Annotated in this window: 19 protein-coding genes; 15 read left to right on the top strand and 4 right to left on the bottom strand. The window is 57.9% G+C overall.

The annotated features are described in order from the left end of the window. Positions 1–110 precede the first annotated feature (110 nt). The 4 genes from fkpB (at position 111) to AC3EMD_RS23515 (ending at position 2,890) form a co-directional block, all read left to right on the top strand. Positions 111–560, top strand: coding sequence for an FKBP-type peptidyl-prolyl cis-trans isomerase (gene fkpB, locus AC3EMD_RS23530; protein ID WP_002887976.1), 450 nt, complete (start codon positions 111–113; stop codon positions 558–560). Position 561: 1 nt separating this feature from the next. After that, a complete protein-coding gene (gene ispH, locus AC3EMD_RS23525) occupies positions 562–1,512 on the top strand; it encodes a 4-hydroxy-3-methylbut-2-enyl diphosphate reductase (protein ID WP_002887979.1) in 951 nt (316 codons plus the stop codon). 67 nt (positions 1,513–1,579) lie between these two features. After that, on the top strand, positions 1,580–2,494 hold the full coding sequence (gene rihC, locus AC3EMD_RS23520; protein WP_101139446.1) for a ribonucleoside hydrolase RihC: 915 nt from the start codon (positions 1,580–1,582) through the stop codon (positions 2,492–2,494). 30 nt (positions 2,495–2,524) lie between these two features. Next, positions 2,525–2,890 carry a DUF805 domain-containing protein gene (locus tag AC3EMD_RS23515; RefSeq protein WP_302073792.1) on the top strand — a complete coding sequence of 122 codons (366 nt, stop codon included), beginning with the start codon at positions 2,525–2,527 and terminating at the stop codon, positions 2,888–2,890. Here AC3EMD_RS23515 and AC3EMD_RS23510 read toward each other — a convergent pair. Next, positions 2,838–3,767 carry a LysR family transcriptional regulator gene (locus tag AC3EMD_RS23510; RefSeq protein WP_008807489.1) on the bottom strand — a complete coding sequence of 310 codons (930 nt, stop codon included), beginning with the start codon at positions 3,765–3,767 and terminating at the stop codon, positions 2,838–2,840. The genes AC3EMD_RS23515 and AC3EMD_RS23510 overlap by 53 nt on opposite strands. Before the next feature lie 92 nt (positions 3,768–3,859). Here AC3EMD_RS23510 and AC3EMD_RS23505 point away from each other — a divergent pair, with 92 nt between their 5' ends. The 5 genes from AC3EMD_RS23505 (at position 3,860) to AC3EMD_RS23485 (ending at position 10,854) form a co-directional block, all read left to right on the top strand. Then, on the top strand, positions 3,860–4,489 hold the full coding sequence (locus AC3EMD_RS23505; RefSeq protein WP_016160278.1) for an alanyl-tRNA editing protein: 630 nt from the start codon (positions 3,860–3,862) through the stop codon (positions 4,487–4,489). Positions 4,490–4,783: 294 nt separating this feature from the next. Continuing rightward, complete coding sequence (dapB, locus tag AC3EMD_RS23500; protein ID WP_302073791.1) at positions 4,784–5,605, top strand: 4-hydroxy-tetrahydrodipicolinate reductase; 822 nt, start codon at positions 4,784–4,786, stop codon at positions 5,603–5,605. Positions 5,606–6,062: 457 nt separating this feature from the next. Then, a complete protein-coding gene (carA, locus tag AC3EMD_RS23495) occupies positions 6,063–7,211 on the top strand; it encodes a glutamine-hydrolyzing carbamoyl-phosphate synthase small subunit (protein WP_012542883.1) in 1,149 nt (382 codons plus the stop codon). Positions 7,212–7,228: 17 nt separating this feature from the next. After that, on the top strand, positions 7,229–10,453 hold the full coding sequence (gene carB / locus AC3EMD_RS23490) for a carbamoyl-phosphate synthase large subunit (RefSeq protein WP_008807485.1): 3,225 nt from the start codon (positions 7,229–7,231) through the stop codon (positions 10,451–10,453). A 167-nt stretch (positions 10,454–10,620) separates the two neighbouring features. Next, positions 10,621–10,854, top strand: coding sequence for a YgdI/YgdR family lipoprotein (locus tag AC3EMD_RS23485; protein WP_002888059.1), 234 nt, complete (start codon positions 10,621–10,623; stop codon positions 10,852–10,854). Positions 10,855–10,901: 47 nt separating this feature from the next. On the opposite strand, the gene AC3EMD_RS23480 is transcribed toward AC3EMD_RS23485, so the two are convergent. From AC3EMD_RS23480 to idnO, 3 genes are read right to left on the bottom strand one after another with little or no spacing between them, the layout of a single operon-like run. Beyond that, positions 10,902–11,369, bottom strand: a complete 468-nt coding sequence (locus AC3EMD_RS23480) for a NanQ anomerase/TabA/YiaL family protein (RefSeq protein ID WP_008807484.1) — start codon at positions 11,367–11,369, stop codon at positions 10,902–10,904. Next, positions 11,366–11,896: a gluconokinase gene (locus tag AC3EMD_RS23475; protein WP_016160279.1), complete on the bottom strand. Its 531-nt coding sequence runs from the start codon at positions 11,894–11,896 to the stop codon at positions 11,366–11,368. Before AC3EMD_RS23475 ends, AC3EMD_RS23480 begins: the two co-directional genes overlap by 4 nt. A gap of 15 nt (positions 11,897–11,911) precedes the next feature. Beyond that, positions 11,912–12,676: a gluconate 5-dehydrogenase gene (gene idnO, locus AC3EMD_RS23470; RefSeq protein WP_008807482.1), complete on the bottom strand. Its 765-nt coding sequence runs from the start codon at positions 12,674–12,676 to the stop codon at positions 11,912–11,914. A gap of 236 nt (positions 12,677–12,912) precedes the next feature. Here idnO and AC3EMD_RS23465 point away from each other — a divergent pair, with 236 nt between their 5' ends. The 6 genes from AC3EMD_RS23465 (at position 12,913) to folA (ending at position 19,582) form a co-directional block, all read left to right on the top strand. After that, positions 12,913–13,905, top strand: coding sequence for a LacI family DNA-binding transcriptional regulator (locus AC3EMD_RS23465; protein ID WP_008807481.1), 993 nt, complete (start codon positions 12,913–12,915; stop codon positions 13,903–13,905). Between the two features lie 210 nt (positions 13,906–14,115). Beyond that, complete coding sequence (locus tag AC3EMD_RS23460; protein WP_012542880.1) at positions 14,116–15,066, top strand: 2-hydroxyacid dehydrogenase; 951 nt, start codon at positions 14,116–14,118, stop codon at positions 15,064–15,066. A gap of 70 nt (positions 15,067–15,136) precedes the next feature. Then, positions 15,137–16,441, top strand: a complete 1,305-nt coding sequence (locus tag AC3EMD_RS23455) for an MFS transporter (protein ID WP_032756190.1) — start codon at positions 15,137–15,139, stop codon at positions 16,439–16,441. Between the two features lie 95 nt (positions 16,442–16,536). Beyond that, entirely contained in the window at positions 16,537–17,070 is a 534-nt protein-coding gene (kefF, locus tag AC3EMD_RS23450; RefSeq protein ID WP_008807478.1) for a glutathione-regulated potassium-efflux system oxidoreductase KefF, read from the top strand. Further along, positions 17,063–18,928, top strand: a complete 1,866-nt coding sequence (gene kefC, locus AC3EMD_RS23445) for a glutathione-regulated potassium-efflux system protein KefC (RefSeq protein ID WP_012542877.1) — start codon at positions 17,063–17,065, stop codon at positions 18,926–18,928. The genes kefF and kefC overlap by 8 nt, the downstream gene beginning before the upstream one ends. A 174-nt stretch (positions 18,929–19,102) precedes the next feature. Then, positions 19,103–19,582, top strand: a complete 480-nt coding sequence (folA, locus tag AC3EMD_RS23440) for a type 3 dihydrofolate reductase (RefSeq protein ID WP_022066142.1) — start codon at positions 19,103–19,105, stop codon at positions 19,580–19,582. The last annotated feature ends 38 nt before the right edge of the window (positions 19,583–19,620 follow it).

Here is a 19,620-nt window from a genome sequence, read left to right as displayed (position 1 = left end):
TGCCGGGTGGCGCTACGCTTACCCGGCCTACAGAATTTGTGGCCGCCCGTCGGTCCGGTTAGCATAGCGCCACCGGGCAACCGGTGACCTAAAACAAGCGAGCAATTTGCATGTCTAAATCCGTACAGAGCAACAGCGCGGTACTGGTGCACTTCACACTGAAACTGGACGACGGCTCCACCGCCGAGTCCACCCGCAGCAACGGCAAACCGGCGCTGTTTCGCCTCGGCGACACCTCTCTGTCTGAAGGGCTGGAGCAACAGCTTCTCGGTCTGAAAGAGGGGGAGAAAAAGGCCTTTTCGCTGGAGCCTGACGCCGCCTTTGGCGTACCCAGCCCGGACCTGATTCAGTATTTCTCTCGCCGTGAGTTTATCGACGCTGGCGAACCAGAAATCGGCGCGATTATGCTCTTTACCGCAATGGATGGCAGCGAAATGCCTGGCGTGATCCGCGAAGTGAACGGCGATTCCATCACCGTCGACTTCAACCATCCGCTGGCCGGGCGCACCGTTCATTTTGATATTGAAGTGCTGGAGATCGATCCGGCGCTGGAGGAGTAACATGCAGATCCTGTTGGCTAACCCGCGCGGTTTTTGCGCTGGCGTTGACCGCGCTATCAGCATTGTAGAAAACGCGCTGACGCTGTATGGCGCACCGATCTATGTTCGCCATGAAGTGGTGCACAACCGCTATGTGGTGGATAGCCTGCGCAAGCGCGGCGCCATTTTTATCGAACAGATCAGCGAAGTGCCGGACGGCGCGATCCTGATTTTCTCCGCCCACGGTGTTTCGCAGGCGGTACGCAACGAAGCGAAGAGCCGCGACCTGACGGTGTTCGATGCCACCTGTCCGCTGGTGACCAAAGTCCATATGGAAGTCGCCCGCGCCAGCCGCCGCGGCGAAGAGTCGATTCTGATTGGCCATGCCGGCCACCCGGAAGTCGAAGGTACCATGGGACAGTACAACAACCCGCAAGGGGGCATGTACCTGGTCGAGTCGCCGGAAGACGTTCTCAAGCTGGAAGTCAAAAACGACGCCCGGCTGTCGTTTATGACCCAGACCACGCTCTCCGTCGACGATACGTCTGACGTTATTGACGCCCTGCGCGCGCGTTTCCCGAAAATCGTCGGCCCGCGCAAAGACGACATTTGCTATGCCACCACTAACCGTCAGGAAGCCGTGCGCGCGCTGGCGGAGCAGGCTGACGTGGTGCTGGTGGTCGGGTCGAAAAACTCCTCCAACTCTAACCGCCTCGCCGAGCTGGCGCAGCGGATGGGCAAAGCGGCTTACCTGATTGACGACGCCTCCGATATCCAGGAAGCGTGGGTCAAGGATGCGGCCTGTGTCGGCGTGACGGCGGGCGCATCGGCGCCGGATATTCTGGTGCAGAACGTCATTACCCGCCTGCAGGAGCTGGGCGGCGGCGAAGCCGTGCCACTGGAAGGCCGGGAAGAGAATATCGTCTTTGAAGTGCCGAAAGAGCTGCGTGTGGATGTCCGTGAAGTAGAGTAAGTTCTTTCCTCCAGCAGTATGAGAAGATGCCAGACTTAACGTCTGGCATTTTTTTTAGGGAGAAACCATGCGCTTACCGATCATTCTTGATACTGACCCGGGCATCGACGATGCTGCCGCCATTGCCGCGGCGCTGTTCGCGCCCGAGCTGGAGCTGCAACTGATGACCACCGTGGCGGGCAACGTTTCGGTGGAGAAGACGACCCGTAACGCGCTGCAGCTGCTGCACTTCTGGAATGCCGATGTGCCGCTGGCGCAGGGGGCGTCGATGCCGCTGGTGCGTCCGTTGCGCGACGCCGCCTCGGTGCATGGCGAATCCGGCATGGAGGGGTATGACTTTGTTGAGCATCAACGTCAGCCGCTGGCGAAGCCGGCCTTCCAGGCGATCCGCGATGCATTGATGCACGCTGCCGAGCCGATCACCCTGGTGGCGATTGGCCCGCTGACCAATATTGCGCTGCTGCTGACCCAGTATCCGGAATGTGTGTTCAATATTCGCCGGCTGGTGATCATGGGCGGCTCGGCGGGGCGCGGCAACTTCACGCCGAATGCGGAATTCAATATTGCTATCGACCCGGAAGCCGCCGCGAAAGTCTTCCACAGCGGGCTGGAGATTGTCATGTGCGGGCTGGACGTCACCAACCGGGCGCTGCTGATGGCAGATTACCTGGCGACCCTACCGACGCTGAACCAGACCGGTAAAATGCTTCATGCTCTGTTTAGCCACTATCGCAGCGGCAGCATGAGCAGTGGTTTGCGAATGCACGATCTCTGCGCTATTGCATGGCTGGCGCGCCCGGAACTGTTCACTCTCCAGCCGTGCTTTGTGGCGGTGGAGACGCAGGGGACCTGGACCGCGGGCACCACGGTGGTGGATATCGAAGGACGACTGGGTCAGCCGGCGAACGCCCTGGTGGCGCTCGATATCGACGTGGAAGGGTTTCAGCGCTGGGCAGCGGAGGTGATTGCCCTGGCGCCGTGATAAATCACTCGATTTTCAAGGAAAGAAGCAATGACCTATGGACAGGCGTATTTGAGCGGCTGTAAAGAGACCTTTAATTTTAGTGGCCGCGCCAGCCGGCAGCAGTTCTGGACGTTTTTTCTCATCAATGTATTGATCGCCACCATGCCGCTGGCGGCCTGGTGTCTGGCAACCAGCGTTAACCCTCAATACGGTATCCTCAGTTTTGTTGTCATTCCCTTTGCCGCGCTCTGGCTGCTGCTGATGGCGCTCCCCTTGCTGGCTGTTGGCTGCCGGCGAATGCATGATATCGGCCGCTCCGGGATCTGGTTTGTGTTGGGGGTTATCATTCCGTGGTTTGCAATTATTTCGCTGGCTCTGTGCTGCCTGCGTTCAACGCCGGCACCGTCTCGCTGAGATAATCAATCATCACCCGCATCCTGGCGGGCATATGCTTATCTCCCGCCCACAGTAGCCACAGGTCGCCGGAGTAGCTGCTGATGAATTCCCACTCGGGCAGCACCTGCACGATATCGCCCTTCGCCAGCGCCTCGCGAGCGGTAAACAGCGGCAGGCTGCCAATGCCCAGATGCTGCTTAACCGCGTCGAGGCGGACGGCGGTATGGTTGGCGGCGTACCGCCCGTAGGTTTGCACTGTTTCGCTTTTCCCTTCCCGGCGGAACTTCCAGCGCGCGTCGGCGGGCGTTTCGCCAAGACTAATGCAGCAATGCGCGCGCAGATCCTGCGGCGTATACGGCGTACCGTGCTGCTGTAAATAGGGCTCAGTGGCGCAGATAACGTGCCTGATTGGCATCAGCGGTTTGCCATGCAGACCAGGGGAAGGGGTATCGGTGATGCGCAGCGCCAAATCAATACCGTCATCGATAAAATCCAGAGGGCGATCTTCCAGCCGCAGGCAGACGTCCACCTGCGGGTAGCGATGGAAAAACGCCATCATCAGCGGGTGGATCACAAAGCGGCCGACGGCTTTCGGTACGCTGAGCGTCAGCTTTCCCTGAGCGACCGTTTGGCGACTGCTGGCGGAATCTATCGCCTGCCGCGCCGCTTCCAGCATCTGCTGGGCATGCTGATACACTGTTTCCCCGGCATCGCTCAGTCGCAGCTTGCGGGTGGTACGATGCAGCAGCTTGCTGCCCATCTCCCGCTCCAGCCGCGACACGCTGCGGCTCACGGCGGAGGGCGTCAGTCCGCTCTGGCGGGCGACGGCGGAAAAGCTGCCCTGGTCGACAATCTGGACGAAGAGGGCGAGGTCCGGCAGGAGGTTTAGATTCATTTGTGCTCCCGGGGCAAAAGTGCATTGGCGGGTGGTGGGATTATCGCTGTCGATATTATCAATATACTGGTCGGACAGAGAGGAGAATCACCATGACTGAACGAGTTTATTACACCAGCGATGCTACCGACGGGCGCGCCCAGATCATCGCCTGCACCGCAGAAGTGGATGGCCGTTACGCCATCGAACTGGATCGGACGTTGTTTCACCCGCAAGGAGGCGGTCAACCGGCAGACCGCGGCTGGATAGCTGGGCAGGTGGTTGAGACGGTTATTGTGCGCGGCGACAGCGTGCTGCATATCCTGTCGCAAGCGCTTCCCCTCGGTGACGTGGAGATGAAAATTGATGCCTCCGCGAGACAGCTGCATGCCCGTCTGCATTCTGCCGGCCACCTGCTTGGCCTGGCGGGCGAACAGCTTGGCTGGCAACCGGTGAAAGCGCACCACTGGCCCGGCGAAGGGCGGATAACCTTTACCAGCAGGAACAATGCCGCGCTGCCGGACGCCAGTGCGCTACTGGCGCCGGTGAAGGCCTGGCAGGCGCAGGACTTACCGCGTCAGGTGACGTTCGCTGATGGCTTGCGCCAGGTGGGCTTCGGCGAACTGCCCGCTTATCCCTGCGGTGGCACCCACGTCGCCCGTCTGGCGGAGCTGGGCGACATTGTTATCAGTCAGATAAAGATGAAGAAGGGGCAGCTGGTGGTCAGCTATATCCTGGCATAAGGCTTTCTGCTCTACCGAAAGTATAATGTTTCCACAGCATTTCAATGCTGGTCGGTCGAGTTTGCCAGATTTAGTGCATCTTATTTCTTGAAACCGACAGATGACGAAAACGTCGATTATTGTCTCCGAGAGAGCACCCGCAAAGCACGCATTTCAGCACAATCGTATAGTTTTTACTGATATCGTCCGCCGTTTGTCATAAATTTCTAATTATCGGCGTTTTTGAGTAGCGGCCCGCTGACGGGCTGGTTACTCTGAAAACAATTTACGTAATGTTAACAAAAGAGAATAGCTATGCATGATGCACAAATCCGCGTGGCCATCGCCGGCGCGGGCGGCCGGATGGGACGCCAGTTAATTCAGGCTGCATTGCAGATGGAAGGCGTGGCGCTGGGCGCGGCGCTGGAGCGCGAAGGGTCAAGCCTGGTGGGCAGCGACGCCGGGGAGCTGGCGTGCGCCGGCAAAGCGGGCGTCGCGGTGCAGAGCAGCCTGACGGCGGTAAAAGATGATTTCGACGTGTTGATCGATTTTACCCGCCCGGAAGGCACGCTGAATCATCTGGCGTTTTGCCGCGAGCACGGTAAAGGGATGGTCATCGGCACCACCGGTTTTGACGACGCTGGCAAGCAGGCGATTCGCGACGCCGCGCAGGAGATTGCCATTGTCTTCGCCGCTAACTTTAGCGTCGGCGTCAACGTCCTGTTAAAGCTGCTGGAGAAGGCGGCAAAGGTGATGGGCGACTACACCGACATCGAAATTATCGAAGCGCACCACCGGCATAAAGTGGATGCGCCGTCAGGCACCGCGCTGGCGATGGGCGAAGCGATCGCCGGAGCATTGAACAAAGATCTGAAGGAATGCGCCGTCTACAGTCGTGAAGGTCATACCGGCGAACGCGTTCCGGGCACCATTGGCTTCGCCACCGTCCGTGCGGGCGATATCGTCGGGGAGCATACGGCGATGTTTGCTGATATCGGTGAGCGTATTGAAATCACCCATAAAGCCTCCAGCCGGATGACCTTTGCTAATGGCGCGGTTCGCTCTGCATTGTGGCTGAAAGACAAGAAAAATGGTCTGTTTGACATGCGTGATGTGCTGGATTTGAACAGTTTATAACGATTATTACCCATCGTGATGTGGTTATTGCAATCAATAAGTTATTGATGCAAGGGGCAATATATTGTTGCCCTTTTTTATTTTTATGGGTTTTGTGTGTGTTTTACGTTGTGATAGCTATAAATAATAATCTTCATGCTGTTTTTGGTGAATGAAATGTAAATTTTGACCATTTGGTCCACTTTTTAGCGCTTCGTCGCCAGGTTTTACACTCTTTCCCGTCCGCAAGCGTTTTCTCAGCCAGGTTTGTTGATCTTTTTGGCGTAAAAATCACATGTTATGCGCCAGTGGCGTAAAATGACATTAAAAATCTCCGCTTTAAGTTGACTTTTATCCGACATCTCTCCAGAATGCCGCCGTTTGCCAAAAATCTGCGGGCAACAGATTTGCATTGATTCAGATCGTGTTTATGAATTAATATGCAAATAAAGTGAGTGGATATTCTCTGGAGGGTGTTTTGATTAAGTCAGCGCTATTGGTTCTGGAAGACGGAACCCAGTTTCACGGTCGGGCCATCGGGGCAACCGGCACGGCGGTTGGGGAAGTCGTTTTCAATACTTCAATGACCGGTTATCAAGAAATCCTCACTGATCCTTCCTATTCCCGCCAAATCGTCACTCTTACTTATCCTCATATTGGTAATGTCGGCACCAACGCCGCCGATGAAGAATCTTCTCAGGTACACGCGCAGGGTCTGGTGATCCGCGATCTGCCGCTGATTGCCAGCAACTTCCGCAATACTGAAGATCTTTCTTCTTATCTGAAGCGCCATAACATCGTGGCGATTGCCGATATCGATACCCGCAAGCTGACGCGTCTGCTGCGTGAGAAAGGGGCGCAGAACGGCTGCATCATCGCGGGCGACAGCCCGGATGCTCAGCTGGCGCTGGAGAAAGCGAAAGCGTTCCCGGGTCTGAACGGCATGGATCTGGCGAAGGAAGTGACCACCGCAGAAACCTACAGCTGGACGCAGGGCAGCTGGACTCTGGCGGGCGACCTGCCGGAAGCGAAAGCGGAAAGCGAGCTGCCGTTCCACGTTGTGGCGTATGACTTCGGCGCGAAACGCAACATCCTGCGCATGCTGGTGGACCGCGGCTGCCGCCTGACGGTGGTGCCGGCGCAGACCTCTGCCGAAGACGTGCTGAAAATGAATCCGGACGGTATTTTCCTCTCTAACGGCCCAGGCGACCCGGCGCCGTGCGATTACGCTATCGACGCGATTGAAAAATTCCTTGAGACCGATATTCCGGTATTCGGTATCTGCCTTGGCCATCAGCTGCTGGCGCTGGCGAGCGGTGCGAAGACCATTAAGATGAAGTTCGGCCACCACGGCGGCAACCATCCGGTGAAAGATATTGATAACAATGTGGTGATGATCACCGCGCAGAACCACGGTTTTGCGGTTGACGAAGCCACCTTGCCGGCCAACCTGCGCGTGACCCACAAGTCGCTGTTCGACGGCACCCTGCAGGGCATTCATCGTACCGACAAACCGGCGTTTAGCTTCCAGGGGCACCCTGAAGCGAGCCCGGGGCCGCATGATGCCGCGCCGCTGTTCGACCACTTTATCGAGTTAATTGAGCTCTACCGTCAGTCCGCGAAATAATCAGGAGTAAAAGAGCAATGCCAAAACGTACAGACATAAAAAGTATCCTGATTCTGGGCGCGGGCCCGATTGTTATCGGTCAGGCGTGTGAGTTTGACTACTCCGGCGCGCAGGCCTGTAAAGCCCTGCGTGAAGAGGGCTACCGCGTTATTCTGGTGAACTCCAACCCGGCGACCATCATGACCGACCCGGAAATGGCTGATGCGACCTACATCGAGCCGATTCACTGGGAAGTGGTACGTAAAATTATCGAAAAAGAGCGCCCGGATGCCGTGCTGCCGACCATGGGCGGCCAGACCGCGCTGAACTGTGCGCTGGAGCTGGAACGTCAGGGCGTGCTGGCAGAGTTCGGCGTGACCATGATCGGCGCCACTGCGGACGCGATTGATAAAGCGGAAGACCGTCGTCGCTTCGACGTGGCGATGAAGAAAATCGGCCTCGACACCGCGCGCTCCGGCATCGCCCACACCATGGAAGAAGCGCTGGCGGTTGCCGCCGACGTTGGCTTCCCGTGCATTATCCGTCCGTCCTTTACGATGGGCGGCACCGGCGGCGGTATCGCCTATAACCGCGAAGAGTTCGAAGAAATCTGCGAACGCGGCCTGGATCTCTCTCCGACCAACGAACTGCTGATCGATGAATCGCTGATCGGCTGGAAAGAGTACGAGATGGAAGTGGTGCGCGATAAGAACGACAACTGCATCATCGTCTGCTCGATTGAAAACTTCGATGCCATGGGGATCCATACCGGCGACTCCATCACCGTTGCCCCGGCGCAGACCCTGACCGACAAAGAATACCAAATCATGCGTAACGCCTCGATGGCGGTCCTGCGTGAAATCGGTGTGGAAACCGGCGGCTCTAACGTGCAGTTCTCGGTGAACCCGAAAGACGGTCGCCTGATCGTTATCGAAATGAACCCGCGCGTCTCCCGCTCTTCGGCGCTGGCCTCGAAAGCCACCGGCTTCCCGATTGCTAAAGTGGCGGCCAAGCTGGCAGTGGGCTACACCCTTGACGAGCTGATGAACGACATCACCGGCGGCCGCACTCCGGCTTCCTTCGAGCCGTCCATCGACTACGTGGTCACCAAAATTCCACGCTTCAACTTCGAAAAATTCGCTGGCGCGAACGACCGTCTGACCACCCAGATGAAATCCGTCGGCGAAGTGATGGCCATTGGCCGCACCCAGCAGGAATCGCTGCAGAAAGCGCTGCGCGGCCTGGAAGTGGGCGCCACCGGCTTCGACCCGAAAGTGAGCCTCGACGACCCGGAAGCGCTGACTAAAATTCGCCGCGAGCTGAAAGACGCTGGCGCCGAGCGTATCTGGTACATCGCGGATGCCTTCCGCGCCGGCCTCTCGGTAGACGGCGTCTTCAACCTGACCAATATCGACCGCTGGTTCCTGGTGCAGATTGAAGAGCTGGTGCGTCTGGAAGAGAAAGTGGTGGAAGTGGGCATCAACGGCCTCGACGCCGACTTCCTGCGTACCCTGAAGCGTAAAGGCTTTGCCGATGCGCGTCTGGCGAAACTGGCGGGCGTGCGGGAAGCGGAAATTCGCAAGCTGCGCGACCAGTATGACCTGCATCCGGTCTACAAGCGCGTGGACACCTGCGCCGCCGAATTCGCCACCGATACCGCCTACATGTACTCCACTTATGAAGAAGAGTGTGAGTCCAACCCGTCCGTTGACCGCGATAAAATCATGGTCCTCGGCGGCGGCCCGAACCGTATCGGCCAGGGTATCGAATTTGACTACTGCTGCGTACACGCCTCTCTGGCGCTGCGCGAAGACGGTTACGAGACCATCATGGTCAACTGTAACCCGGAAACCGTGTCTACCGACTATGACACCTCCGACCGTCTGTACTTCGAGCCGGTGACCCTGGAAGACGTGCTGGAAATCGTGCGCATCGAGAAGCCGAAGGGCGTTATCGTCCAGTACGGCGGCCAGACGCCGCTGAAGCTGGCGCGCGCCCTGGAAGCCGCAGGCGTACCGGTTATCGGCACCAGCCCGGACGCTATCGACCGCGCGGAAGACCGTGAGCGCTTCCAGCATGCGGTTGACCGTCTGAAGCTGAAGCAGCCGGCGAACGCCACCGTCACTGCCATTGAGCAGGCGGTAGAGAGAGCGAAAGAGATTGGCTACCCACTGGTGGTTCGGCCGTCTTACGTGCTTGGCGGCCGGGCGATGGAAATTGTTTACGACGAGCAGGATCTGCGCCGCTACTTCCAGACCGCGGTTAGCGTCTCCAACGATGCACCGGTACTGCTGGATCGCTTCCTCGACGACGCGATTGAAGTGGATGTCGACGCCATCTGCGACGGCGAAATGGTGCTGATTGGCGGCATCATGGAGCATATCGAGCAGGCGGGCGTACACTCCGGCGACTCAGCCTGTTCCCTGCCAGCGTATACGCTGAGCCAGGAAATTCAGGATGTGATGCGCGAGCAGGTGCAGAAGCTGGCTTTCGAGCTGCAGGTTCGCGGCCTGATGAACGTCCAGTTCGCGGTGAAAGATAACGAAGTTTATCTGATTGAAGTGAACCCGCGTGCGGCGCGTACCGTACCATTCGTCTCCAAAGCCACCGGCGTCCCGCTGGCGAAAGTCGCGGCGCGCGTAATGGCCGGTAAGACGCTGGCGCAGCAGGGCGTGACCAAAGAGATCATCCCGCCGTACTACTCGGTGAAAGAGGTGGTTCTGCCGTTCAACAAATTCCCGGGCGTTGACCCGCTGTTAGGGCCAGAAATGCGCTCTACCGGGGAAGTGATGGGCGTGGGCCGTACCTTCGCGGAAGCATTCGCCAAAGCGCAGCTGGGCAGCAACTCGACCATGAAGAAACAGGGCCGTGCACTGCTCTCCGTTCGCGAAGGCGACAAAGAGCGCGTGGTCGACCTGGCGGCGAAGCTGCTGAAGTTTGGCTTTGAGCTGGATGCGACCCACGGTACGGCGATTGTGCTGGGCGAAGCCGGTATCAACCCGCGTCTGGTGAACAAGGTGCATGAAGGTCGTCCGCACATTCAGGACCGTATCAAGAATGGCGAATACACCTACATCATCAACACCACCGCAGGTCGCCAGGCGATTGAAGACTCCAAGCTGATTCGCCGCAGCGCGCTGCAGTACAAGGTGCATTACGACACCACCCTGAACGGCGGCTTTGCCACCGCGATGGCGCTGAACGCTGACGCCACCGAGAAGGTGATTTCGGTTCAGGAAATGCACGCGCAAATCACCAAATAAGCGCGCCGGCCTGGCCGGAGAGCAACAAACCAGGGCTGACGACATCGTCAGCCCTTTTTTTGGCTGCAGTCATCTTCGGAGAGTTCTGCTTTTAACCACCTGTCGGGTCAGGCTAACTATAGTGAGCACCATAACGATACCTATTGATGAAAAGACAGGAGGATACAATGCGGAACAATATTCTGGTGGCATCCGCACTGGCAGCGACGGCAATCATGTTCGTGGCCGGCTGCTCATCGAATCAGTCGATCAAAACCACCGATGGCAAGACCATTGTCACCAGCGGCAAACCGCAGGTGGATGATGACACCGGCCTCGTCTCATACAAAAATGCCGAAACCGGCCGCGTGGAGCAGATTAACCGCGACCAGGTGAAGTCCATGGATGAGCTGGATAACTAATGGTTATCCCAGGCCCCGCGGGGAGTGTGCGGGGCCGAACGATCGCGTTACAGTAGCGCGCGATCGATTTTAACCACGATTTTACGCAACGCTGCGCCTTGTTCGAGGCAGGCCATCGGGCGGTGTAATTCGCCAGGGAAGAGGATCGCCAGCTCTTCCGGGTAGAGATGAATCAGCGTTTCGCTGTCGATAGCCTGACAGAAACCGATATCCTGCGTCGTGTTGAAGTGACCATCTTCAACGACCGGCAGCCCTTTATTCCCGGCACCGATGATCTCTTCACCTTTCAGCACAATGTGAATGTCGAGATATTGACGATGATATTCCGGGCGTTGCTCGCTCAGCGGCCGGGTATGGCCTTCGACGACGGTAAAAAACACATTATCACTCTCGACGGTATATTTCCCCGGCGGCAGCGCGTGCGGTTGTTGCTGTAACACGGCCTGCAGCGCCTGGCGGATCACCGGCGGATAGAGCTCATTTTCGGCGGCGGCGGTTAAGGTATCGATAATCATGCCGGGATCCTCTGCGGTTGTTGCGAATGAAGTAACGTTAATGAGTGAGCGACAATACTGGCGATGTCGGGGGTAATATCGACGGCCAGAACATCGCTTTCACTGGCGTCTGGCGTCTCCAGGGCGGCAAACTGGCTACGCAGTAACGCTTCTGGCATAAAGTGGCCTTTACGCTGGCGCATTCGCTGCAAAATGCAGTCATAATCCCCGGTCAACCACAGGAAGCGTAGCTTCGCGTTCCCCTCACGCAGGCGGTCGCGATAGCGCTTTTTTAATGCGGAACAGACCAATACACCTGACTCGTTTTTCTGCTCAAGACTGAAAATGACGTCGGCGATACGCGTCAGCCACGGCTGACGATCCTCATCATTCAGCGGCTGGCTGGTGGCCATTTTGACGATATTGTTGCGTGGATGAAGGTCGTCGCCGTCGATAAATTTCGCTCCCAGCGCGTGGGCCAATGCCTGACCGACGGTGGATTTGCCGGTTCCGGAGACGCCCATCAAAATAATGCATTGTCCTGCCATCATGCGCTCCTTCTCTCAGACCGCGACCAGCATGCCGCCGTCAACGAACAGCAGATGGCCGTTGACGAAATTCGACGCGTTTGACGATAAAAAGACGGCAGCGCCGACCAGCTCCTGCGGATCGCCCCAGCGGGCGGCAGGGGTGCGTTTGCATAACCAGTCGGTAAACGCCTTATCCTCAACCAGCGTCCGGGTCATCGCCGTATTAAAGTAGCCCGGGGCAATGCCGTTGACCTGAATGTTGTGCCGCGCCAGCTCAACGCACATTCCGCGGGTTAGCATCTTCACCGCGCCTTTGGCGGCGGCGTAGGGGGTGATGGTGTCGCGCCCCAGCTCGCTCTGCATGGAGCAGATATTGATGATTTTTCCCTGCTGGCGGTCAACCATGCGCTTCGCGACGGCCTGAGAGACGAGAAATACCGCCGTCTGGTTAACTGAAATCACGTCATTCCATTCCTGCACCGGGAATTCGGTAAACGGGTGGCGGCGCTGGATCCCGGCGTTATTGAATAACACGTCAATCGGGCCAAGATGCGCTTCGATATTGGCAATGGCTTCTTCAACGGCCTCGGCATCGGTCACGTTAAATACCGCAGCATGGGCGGTGGCGCCTTCGTCGCGGAGCTTCATCACCGCATCGTCCGCTCGCGGGGCAGAAAGGTCATTAATAATGATTTCTGCGCCATATTGCGCCAGACCCTGAGCCATGACAAAACCGATCCCCTGTCCTGCGCCCGTAATTAAAATGCGTTTACCTTGTAAGCTGAAAAGATCGTTCATCTCGATATCCTGATTAGCGGCTGAAGAAAACCTGTGCCCTATCTCACGGATTTTTACCGGGGGAAACTGTGATGAAGATCACTCGGAACCGTGTTACAAAAAGGGGTTACTTTAAACGTGACGCTGCCGGTAAATCTCGCTGACTCAACAGGTTAACGGCTACGGACTGGCATTCTCTTTTGCCCCCCCGACAGGCATAATGGCCTGAAGCAGTCAGGTATTTGGCGGACACACAGATGAAAGCACAACGCATTACTCTCCATGATATTGCCGAGCTGGCTGGCGTAACCAAGATGACCGTTAGCCGCTATTTGCGCACCCCGGAAAAGGTGAAACCGGAGACGGCGGAGCGTATTGCCAGCGTGATAGCGGAGATCGGCTATCAGCCCGACCCGGATAATCCGGCGATGACCAGCGTCGCCGTGCCGCGGATTGGCGTACTCATTCCCTCCTTTCATAATCAAATTTTTGCCGATCTGCTGGCCGGCATCGAATCTGTCGCCGCCGGGCATGGTTACCAGACGCTGGTGGTGAATTACGACTACGATCGCCAGCGTGAAGAGGAGCAGATTGCCGCCGTGCTGGCGTTTAACGTGAAAGGGCTGCTGCTGACCGAGTCGGTGCACTCCCTGCGCGCGGACAAGTATCTGAATGCCGCGAAGATCCCGATCGCCGAAGTGATGGGGCTGGCGGAGAATCCAGGACGCATTAACGTCGGATTCGATAACTTCCAGGCCGGCTTCGATATGACCACCATGCTGCTGGCCAGCGGTAAACGACGGATCATCTACTTCGGCTCGATGTCCGACGTCCGCGACGAGCAGCGTTATCTGGGCTACTGTCGGGCGATGGAGAATGCCGGGCTGGCGGTGGGGCGCATTGCGCCGAATAAAGTCTCGTCGGTTTCCATTGGCACCGGCATGATGACCCTGGCGCGGCAAATGTACGCCGATATGGACGGTATCCTGTGCACTAATGACGACCTGGCGGTGGGCGTGTTACAGGAGTGCCTGGCGTCCGGTATCAGCGTGCCCCAGGAGCTGGCTATCGCGGGCTTTCATGGCCTGGAGATTGGCCAGATCGTCTCTCCCCGGCTGGCCAGCGTCCTGACGCCGCGCTTCGAGATGGGGAAGGTGGCGACAGAGATTTTAATAAAGAAAATCAAAGGACTGCCCACCATTGAAAAAGTGGATCTCCACTACCGCCTGTCGATGGGCGAAACGATTTAACGGCCACCAGCCAGCGCCTGTCGTGTGTTAGCAAAAGGTTAATGCGCGCGCAGTCCATCGCCTGTCTGGTCGCCGTTTTGTCTTCACGATCACGCGTCCGGTAACATGCATTTTTAACACGATTCAGCGTGATACAGATCGCAAAATCCCCCGATAAAAACCCGTTTGATAGTGGCTACCGTCGTAACCAAACGTCAAACAGGTGATCTGATGAAGAGTGTTATTCCCCGCGCCGTCCTTTTAGTGGCCCCCGTAATTGAAACCCTGCAGCTGCAGCTGGCGGAGCATTTCCCGCTGCTGCGTCTCTACGAGCAGGACGATCCGATCGCCTTTCTGCGTGAACAAGGAGAGAACATTGCCGTCGTGGTCACTCGCGGCGACGTCGGCGTAGCAAACAGCGTCCTTGAGTTGCTGCCTCAGGCTGGGCTGATTGCCATCTTCGGCGTCGGTACCGATGCGGTGGATCTGGCGTATGCCCGCTCGCGGCAAATTGCCGTCACCATCACCTCCGGGGTGTTGACGAATGATGTCGCTGACCTGGCGATGGGGCTGCTGCTGGCCGGTTCCCGTCAGCTCTGTCAGGGCGATCGCTTTGTCCGCGAGGGACGCTGGCTGAGCGGTGGTATGCCGTTGGCGACTCAGGTCAGCGGGAAGCGTATCGGCCTGCTGGGTATGGGGAATATTGGCCAGGCGATCGCCCGCCGGGCGCGGGGTTTTGATATGCAGGTGCTGTATACCGACCGTAAAAAGATAGCGGGCCTCGATTATCAGTGGTGTGCCGACCTGCATACCCTGGCGCATGAGAGCGATTTTCTGGTGATTGCCGCATCCGGCGGCGAGGCGAACCGCGGCATCATCGACGCCTCGGTGTTTAACGTGATGCCGGCGCATGCCTGGCTTATCAATATTGCCCGCGGTTCGCTGGTGGATGAAAAGGCGTTGATCCACGCGTTACAAAACGGCGTTATCGCCGGGGCCGGGCTCGATGTTTTCGAACAGGAACCCCAGGTCCCGGCGGCGCTGATCGCCCTCGATAACGTGGTGCTGCAGCCGCATGTCGCCAGCGCCACGCAGGAAACACGACAGAAAATGAGCGAAGTGGTTTTTGCTAACGTCGCCGCCTGGTTTGCCGGCGCAGCGCTGCCAAACGCTATCGATTAATTAGCTTTTTATTTCTGTACCCGCGCGATCTCAATCAAAACAATAACCTCTGCATAGAGAGTGCAAATATATGAACGAGAAAATTCCCAGCACCCGTTGGCTGCGTATCATTGTGCCGGTGTTAATTGCCTGCATTATGTCATTTATGGACCGGGTTAATATTAGCTTTGCCCTGCCAGGCGGCATGGAGGCCGATTTAGGCATTACCAGCCAAATGGCCGGCGTGGCCAGCGGTATCTTTTTTATTGGTTATTTATTTTTGCAAATTCCCGGTGGGCGAATTGCGGTTAACGGCAGCGGTAAAAAATTTATTGCCTGGTCGCTGGTAGCCTGGGCTATCGTTTCCGTGGCGACAGGGTTTGTGACTCATCAATATCAACTGCTGGTGCTGCGATTTATTCTCGGGGTTTCGGAAGGGGGAATGCTGCCGGTAGTGCTGACCATGGTCAGCAATTGGTTTCCGGAAAAAGAGCTGGGTCGCGCGAACGCGTTTGTGATGATGTTTGCCCCGCTCGGCGGTATGCTCACCGCGCCGGTCTCCGGCGCCATTATTGCGGCGCTTGACTGGCGCTGGCTGTTTATCATCGAAGGGCTGTTGTCGCTGGTGGTGCTGGTCGTGTGGTGGTTTATGATTAGCGACCGTCCGCAAGAGGCCCACTGGTTGCCCGCCCGCGAGCGTGACTATCTGGTGACCACCCTGGCCGCCGAGCGTGCGGCGAAGCAGGCCGAAGCCCCAGTTAGCAAGGCCCCGGTGAAGGATGTGTTTGGTAATGCCGGACTGATGAAGCTGGTGATCCTCAATTTTTTCTACCAGACCGGGGATTATGGCTACACGCTGTGGCTGCCGACCATTCTGAAGGGGTTAACCGGCGGCAACATGGCCAGCGTTGGCTTCCTGGCGGTGCTGCCGTTTGTCGCCACGCTGGCCGGGATCTATGTGATTTCGTTGTTCAGCGACCACAGCGGTAAGCGTCGTCTGTGGGTTCGCTTCTCGCTCTACAGTTTTGCGGCAGCGCTGGTGGCGTCGGTGGTGCTGCGCGACCACATGGTGGCGGCCTATATCGCGCTGGTGATCTGCGGCTTCTTTCTCAAATCGGCTACCAGTCCGTTCTGGTCGATGCCGGGGCGTATCGCTTCGCCGGAGGTGGCGGGCAGCGCACGCGGGGTGATCAATGGTCTGGGCAATCTCGGCGGATTCTGTGGCCCCTATCTGGTGGGCGTGATGATGTATCTCTACGGCCAGAATGTGGCGGTCTGCGCCCTGGCCGGTTCGTTGATTATCGCCGGCACAATGACCTTTCTGCTACCGAAGCAATGCGATCTGGTCGACAGCGATTCTGATGTGGCGATCAAGAATCAACCCCGAAATGCGTAACCCACTGCGACATAAATCACAGTTATCATTGTAAGCGGTTGGCTTAACTGTCTACACTCTTGCTGATTACGACAAGAGCAAACGCAGGCCAATCAATGATTCTGATAATTTATGCGCATCCTTATCCGCAGCATTCTCATGCGAATAAGCGAATGCTTGAACAGGCAGGGACGCTTGAAGGCGTAGAGATACGCTCCCTCTATCAACTCTATCCCGACTTTAATATCGATGTCGCCGCCGAGCAGGCGGCGCTGGCCCGTGCCGATCTGGTTATCTGGCAGCACCCTATGCAATGGTATAGCGTACCGCCGCTGCTCAAGCTGTGGATGGACAAAGTGTTGGCGCACGGCTGGGCCTATGGTCACAACGGTATTGCCCTGCGCGGTAAATCGCTGATGTGGGCGGTGACCACCGGCGGCGGTGAAAGCCACTTCGACATCGGCTCATTCCCCGGTTTTCCGGTGCTGGCGCAGCCGTTGCAGGCAACCGCGCTTTACTGCGGAATGAAATGGCTGCCGCCGTTCGCCATGCACTGCACTTTTATCTGCGATGACGAAACGCTGCAGGCGCAGGCCCGCCATTATCGTCAACGCTTAATCGACTGGCAGGAGGCACACCAGAATGGATAGCCATACGCTGATACAAGCGCTGATTTACTTGGGCGCCGCGGCGCTGATTGTGCCCATCGCCGTCCGCCTGGGGCTGGGGTCGGTGCTGGGCTATCTGATCGCTGGCTGTATTATCGGCCCGTGGGGGCTGCGGCTGGTGACTGACGCCGAGGCGATTCTGCACTTTGCCGAGATCGGCGTGGTGCTGATGCTGTTCGTGATTGGTCTGGAGCTGGATCCGCAGCGGCTGTGGAAGCTACGCGCCTCGGTGTTCGGCGGCGGCGCGCTGCAGATGGTAGCCTGCGGGGTATTGATCGGTCTGTTCTGCATGCTGCTGGGCCTGCGCTGGCAGGTGGCCGAGCTGATAGGCATGACCCTGGCGCTCTCTTCCACAGCCATTGCGATGCAGGCGATGAATGAGCGCAATCTGACGGTGTCGCAGATGGGGCGGAGCGCCTTCGCGGTGCTGCTGTTCCAGGATATCGCGGCGATCCCATTGGTGGCGATGATCCCCCTGCTGGCGGCCAGCGGCGGCGCCACCTCGCTGGTGGCGTTTGCCCTCTCCGCGCTGAAGGTGGCCGCGGCGCTGGCGCTGGTGGTGGCCCTGGGGCGCTATCTGACCCGTCCGCTGCTGCGCTTTGTCGCCCGTTCCGGCCTGCGCGAAGTGTTCAGCGCCGTGGCGCTGTTCCTGGTCTTCGGCTTTGGATTGCTGCTGGAGGAAGTCGGGCTGTCGATGGCGATGGGGGCGTTTCTCGCCGGGGTGCTGCTGGCCAGCTCCGAGTATCGTCATGCGCTGGAGAGCGATATCGAGCCGTTTAAAGGGCTGCTGCTGGGGCTGTTCTTTATCGGCGTCGGCATGTCGATTGACTTCGGCACTCTCGTGACCCATCCGCTGCGTATCGTTATTTTGCTGGTCGGTTTCCTGGCGATAAAAATGCTGATGCTGTGGCTTATCGCCAGGCCGCTGGGCGTGCCACGCGCCCAGCGCCGCTGGTTTGCGGTGCTGCTGGGGCAGGGAAGCGAGTTCGCGTTTGTGGTCTTTGGCGCCGCGCGGATGGCGGATGTGCTGGACGGCGAATGGGCTAAGGCGCTGACCCTGGCGGTGGCGCTGTCGATGGCGGCAACGCCGGTCTTGCTGGTCCTGCTGACCCGTCTGGAGAAATCGGCCAGCGGCCAGGCGCGGGATGCTGACGAGATTGATGAAGAGCAGCCGCGGGTGATTGTTGCCGGCTTTGGCCGCTTCGGGCAGATTGCCGGGCGACTGTTGCTCTCCAGCGGGGTGAAGATGGTTATCCTCGATCACGACCCGGATCATGTTGATACCTTGCGCAAATTTGATATGAAGGTTTTCTACGGCGATGCCACCCGGGTCGACCTGCTGGAATCGGCCGGCGCCGAAAAGGCGGAAGTACTGATCAATGCCATAGACGATCCGCACGTCAGCCTTGAGCTGGTGGAAAGGGTAAAAGAGCATTTTCCGCATCTGCAGATCATCTCCCGCGCCCGCGATGTCGATCATTACATCAAGCTGCGCCAGGCTGGCGTCGAGGCGCCGGAGCGTGAAACCTTCGAGGCGGCGCTGAAGTCCGGCCGAATGACGCTGGAGGCGCTGGGACTCGGCGCCTATGAAGCCCGCGAGCGGGCCGATCTGTTCCGTCGCTTCAACCTGCAGATGGTCGAAGAGATGGTGGCGATGGCGGAAAACGACGCGGCGTCGCGGGTGGCGGTCTTCAAGCGGACCAGCGATATGCTCACCGGCATCATCAACGAAGATCGTCATCATCTGTCGCTGGTGCAGCGTCACGGCTGGCAGGGGACGGAAGAGGGCAGGCACACCGGGGATATTGCCGATGAGCCGGAAAATAAGCCCTCAGCCTGACGCTCGTCAGTAACATTTTGTTTTCCGTTTAGAACCGGTTCTGGCGGCCCACGGTGTGAACGTGGGCTTGCCAGCAAATCAGAAAATTTTCTTATTCTTTACCTTCCGGCCAGTCGACGAAGTAGTACGCTTTCCGTATAGTGGCGACAATTTTTTGCACTCGGGAATGAATGAATGATCAGTCTGATTGCGGCGTTAGCGGTAGATCGCGTCATTGGTATGGAAAACGCCATGCCATGGAACCTGCCTGCCGATCTCGCCTGGTTCAAACGCAACACGTTAAATAAGCCGGTGGTGATGGGGCGTCTGACCTGGGAATCCATTGGGCGCCCGTTGCCGGGGCGTAAAAATATCGTGATCAGCAGCAAACCCGGCAGCGACGATCGCGTGCAGTGGGTCTCCTCAGTGGAGGAAGCGATTGCTGCCTGCGGCGATGTGGAAGAGATTATGGTGATTGGCGGCGGCCGCGTTTATGAGCAGTTCCTGCCGAAAGCGCATAAGCTCTATCTGACCCACATTGATGCGGAAGTGGAAGGCGATACCCATTTCCCGGATTACGACCCGGACCAGTGGGAGTCGGTGTTCAGCGAGTTTCATGACGCTGACGCGCAGAACTCACACAGCTACTGCTTTGAGATCCTCGAACGCCGTTAAGCGGGAAGGATAGCAATGAAAAAACCCCGGTCGCGCCT

The sequence above is a fragment of the Klebsiella sp. PK18 genome (genome assembly GCF_057784655.1).
Note: the sequence above shows the minus strand (reverse complement) of the source record. Positions and strands in the feature narration are given on the sequence as shown.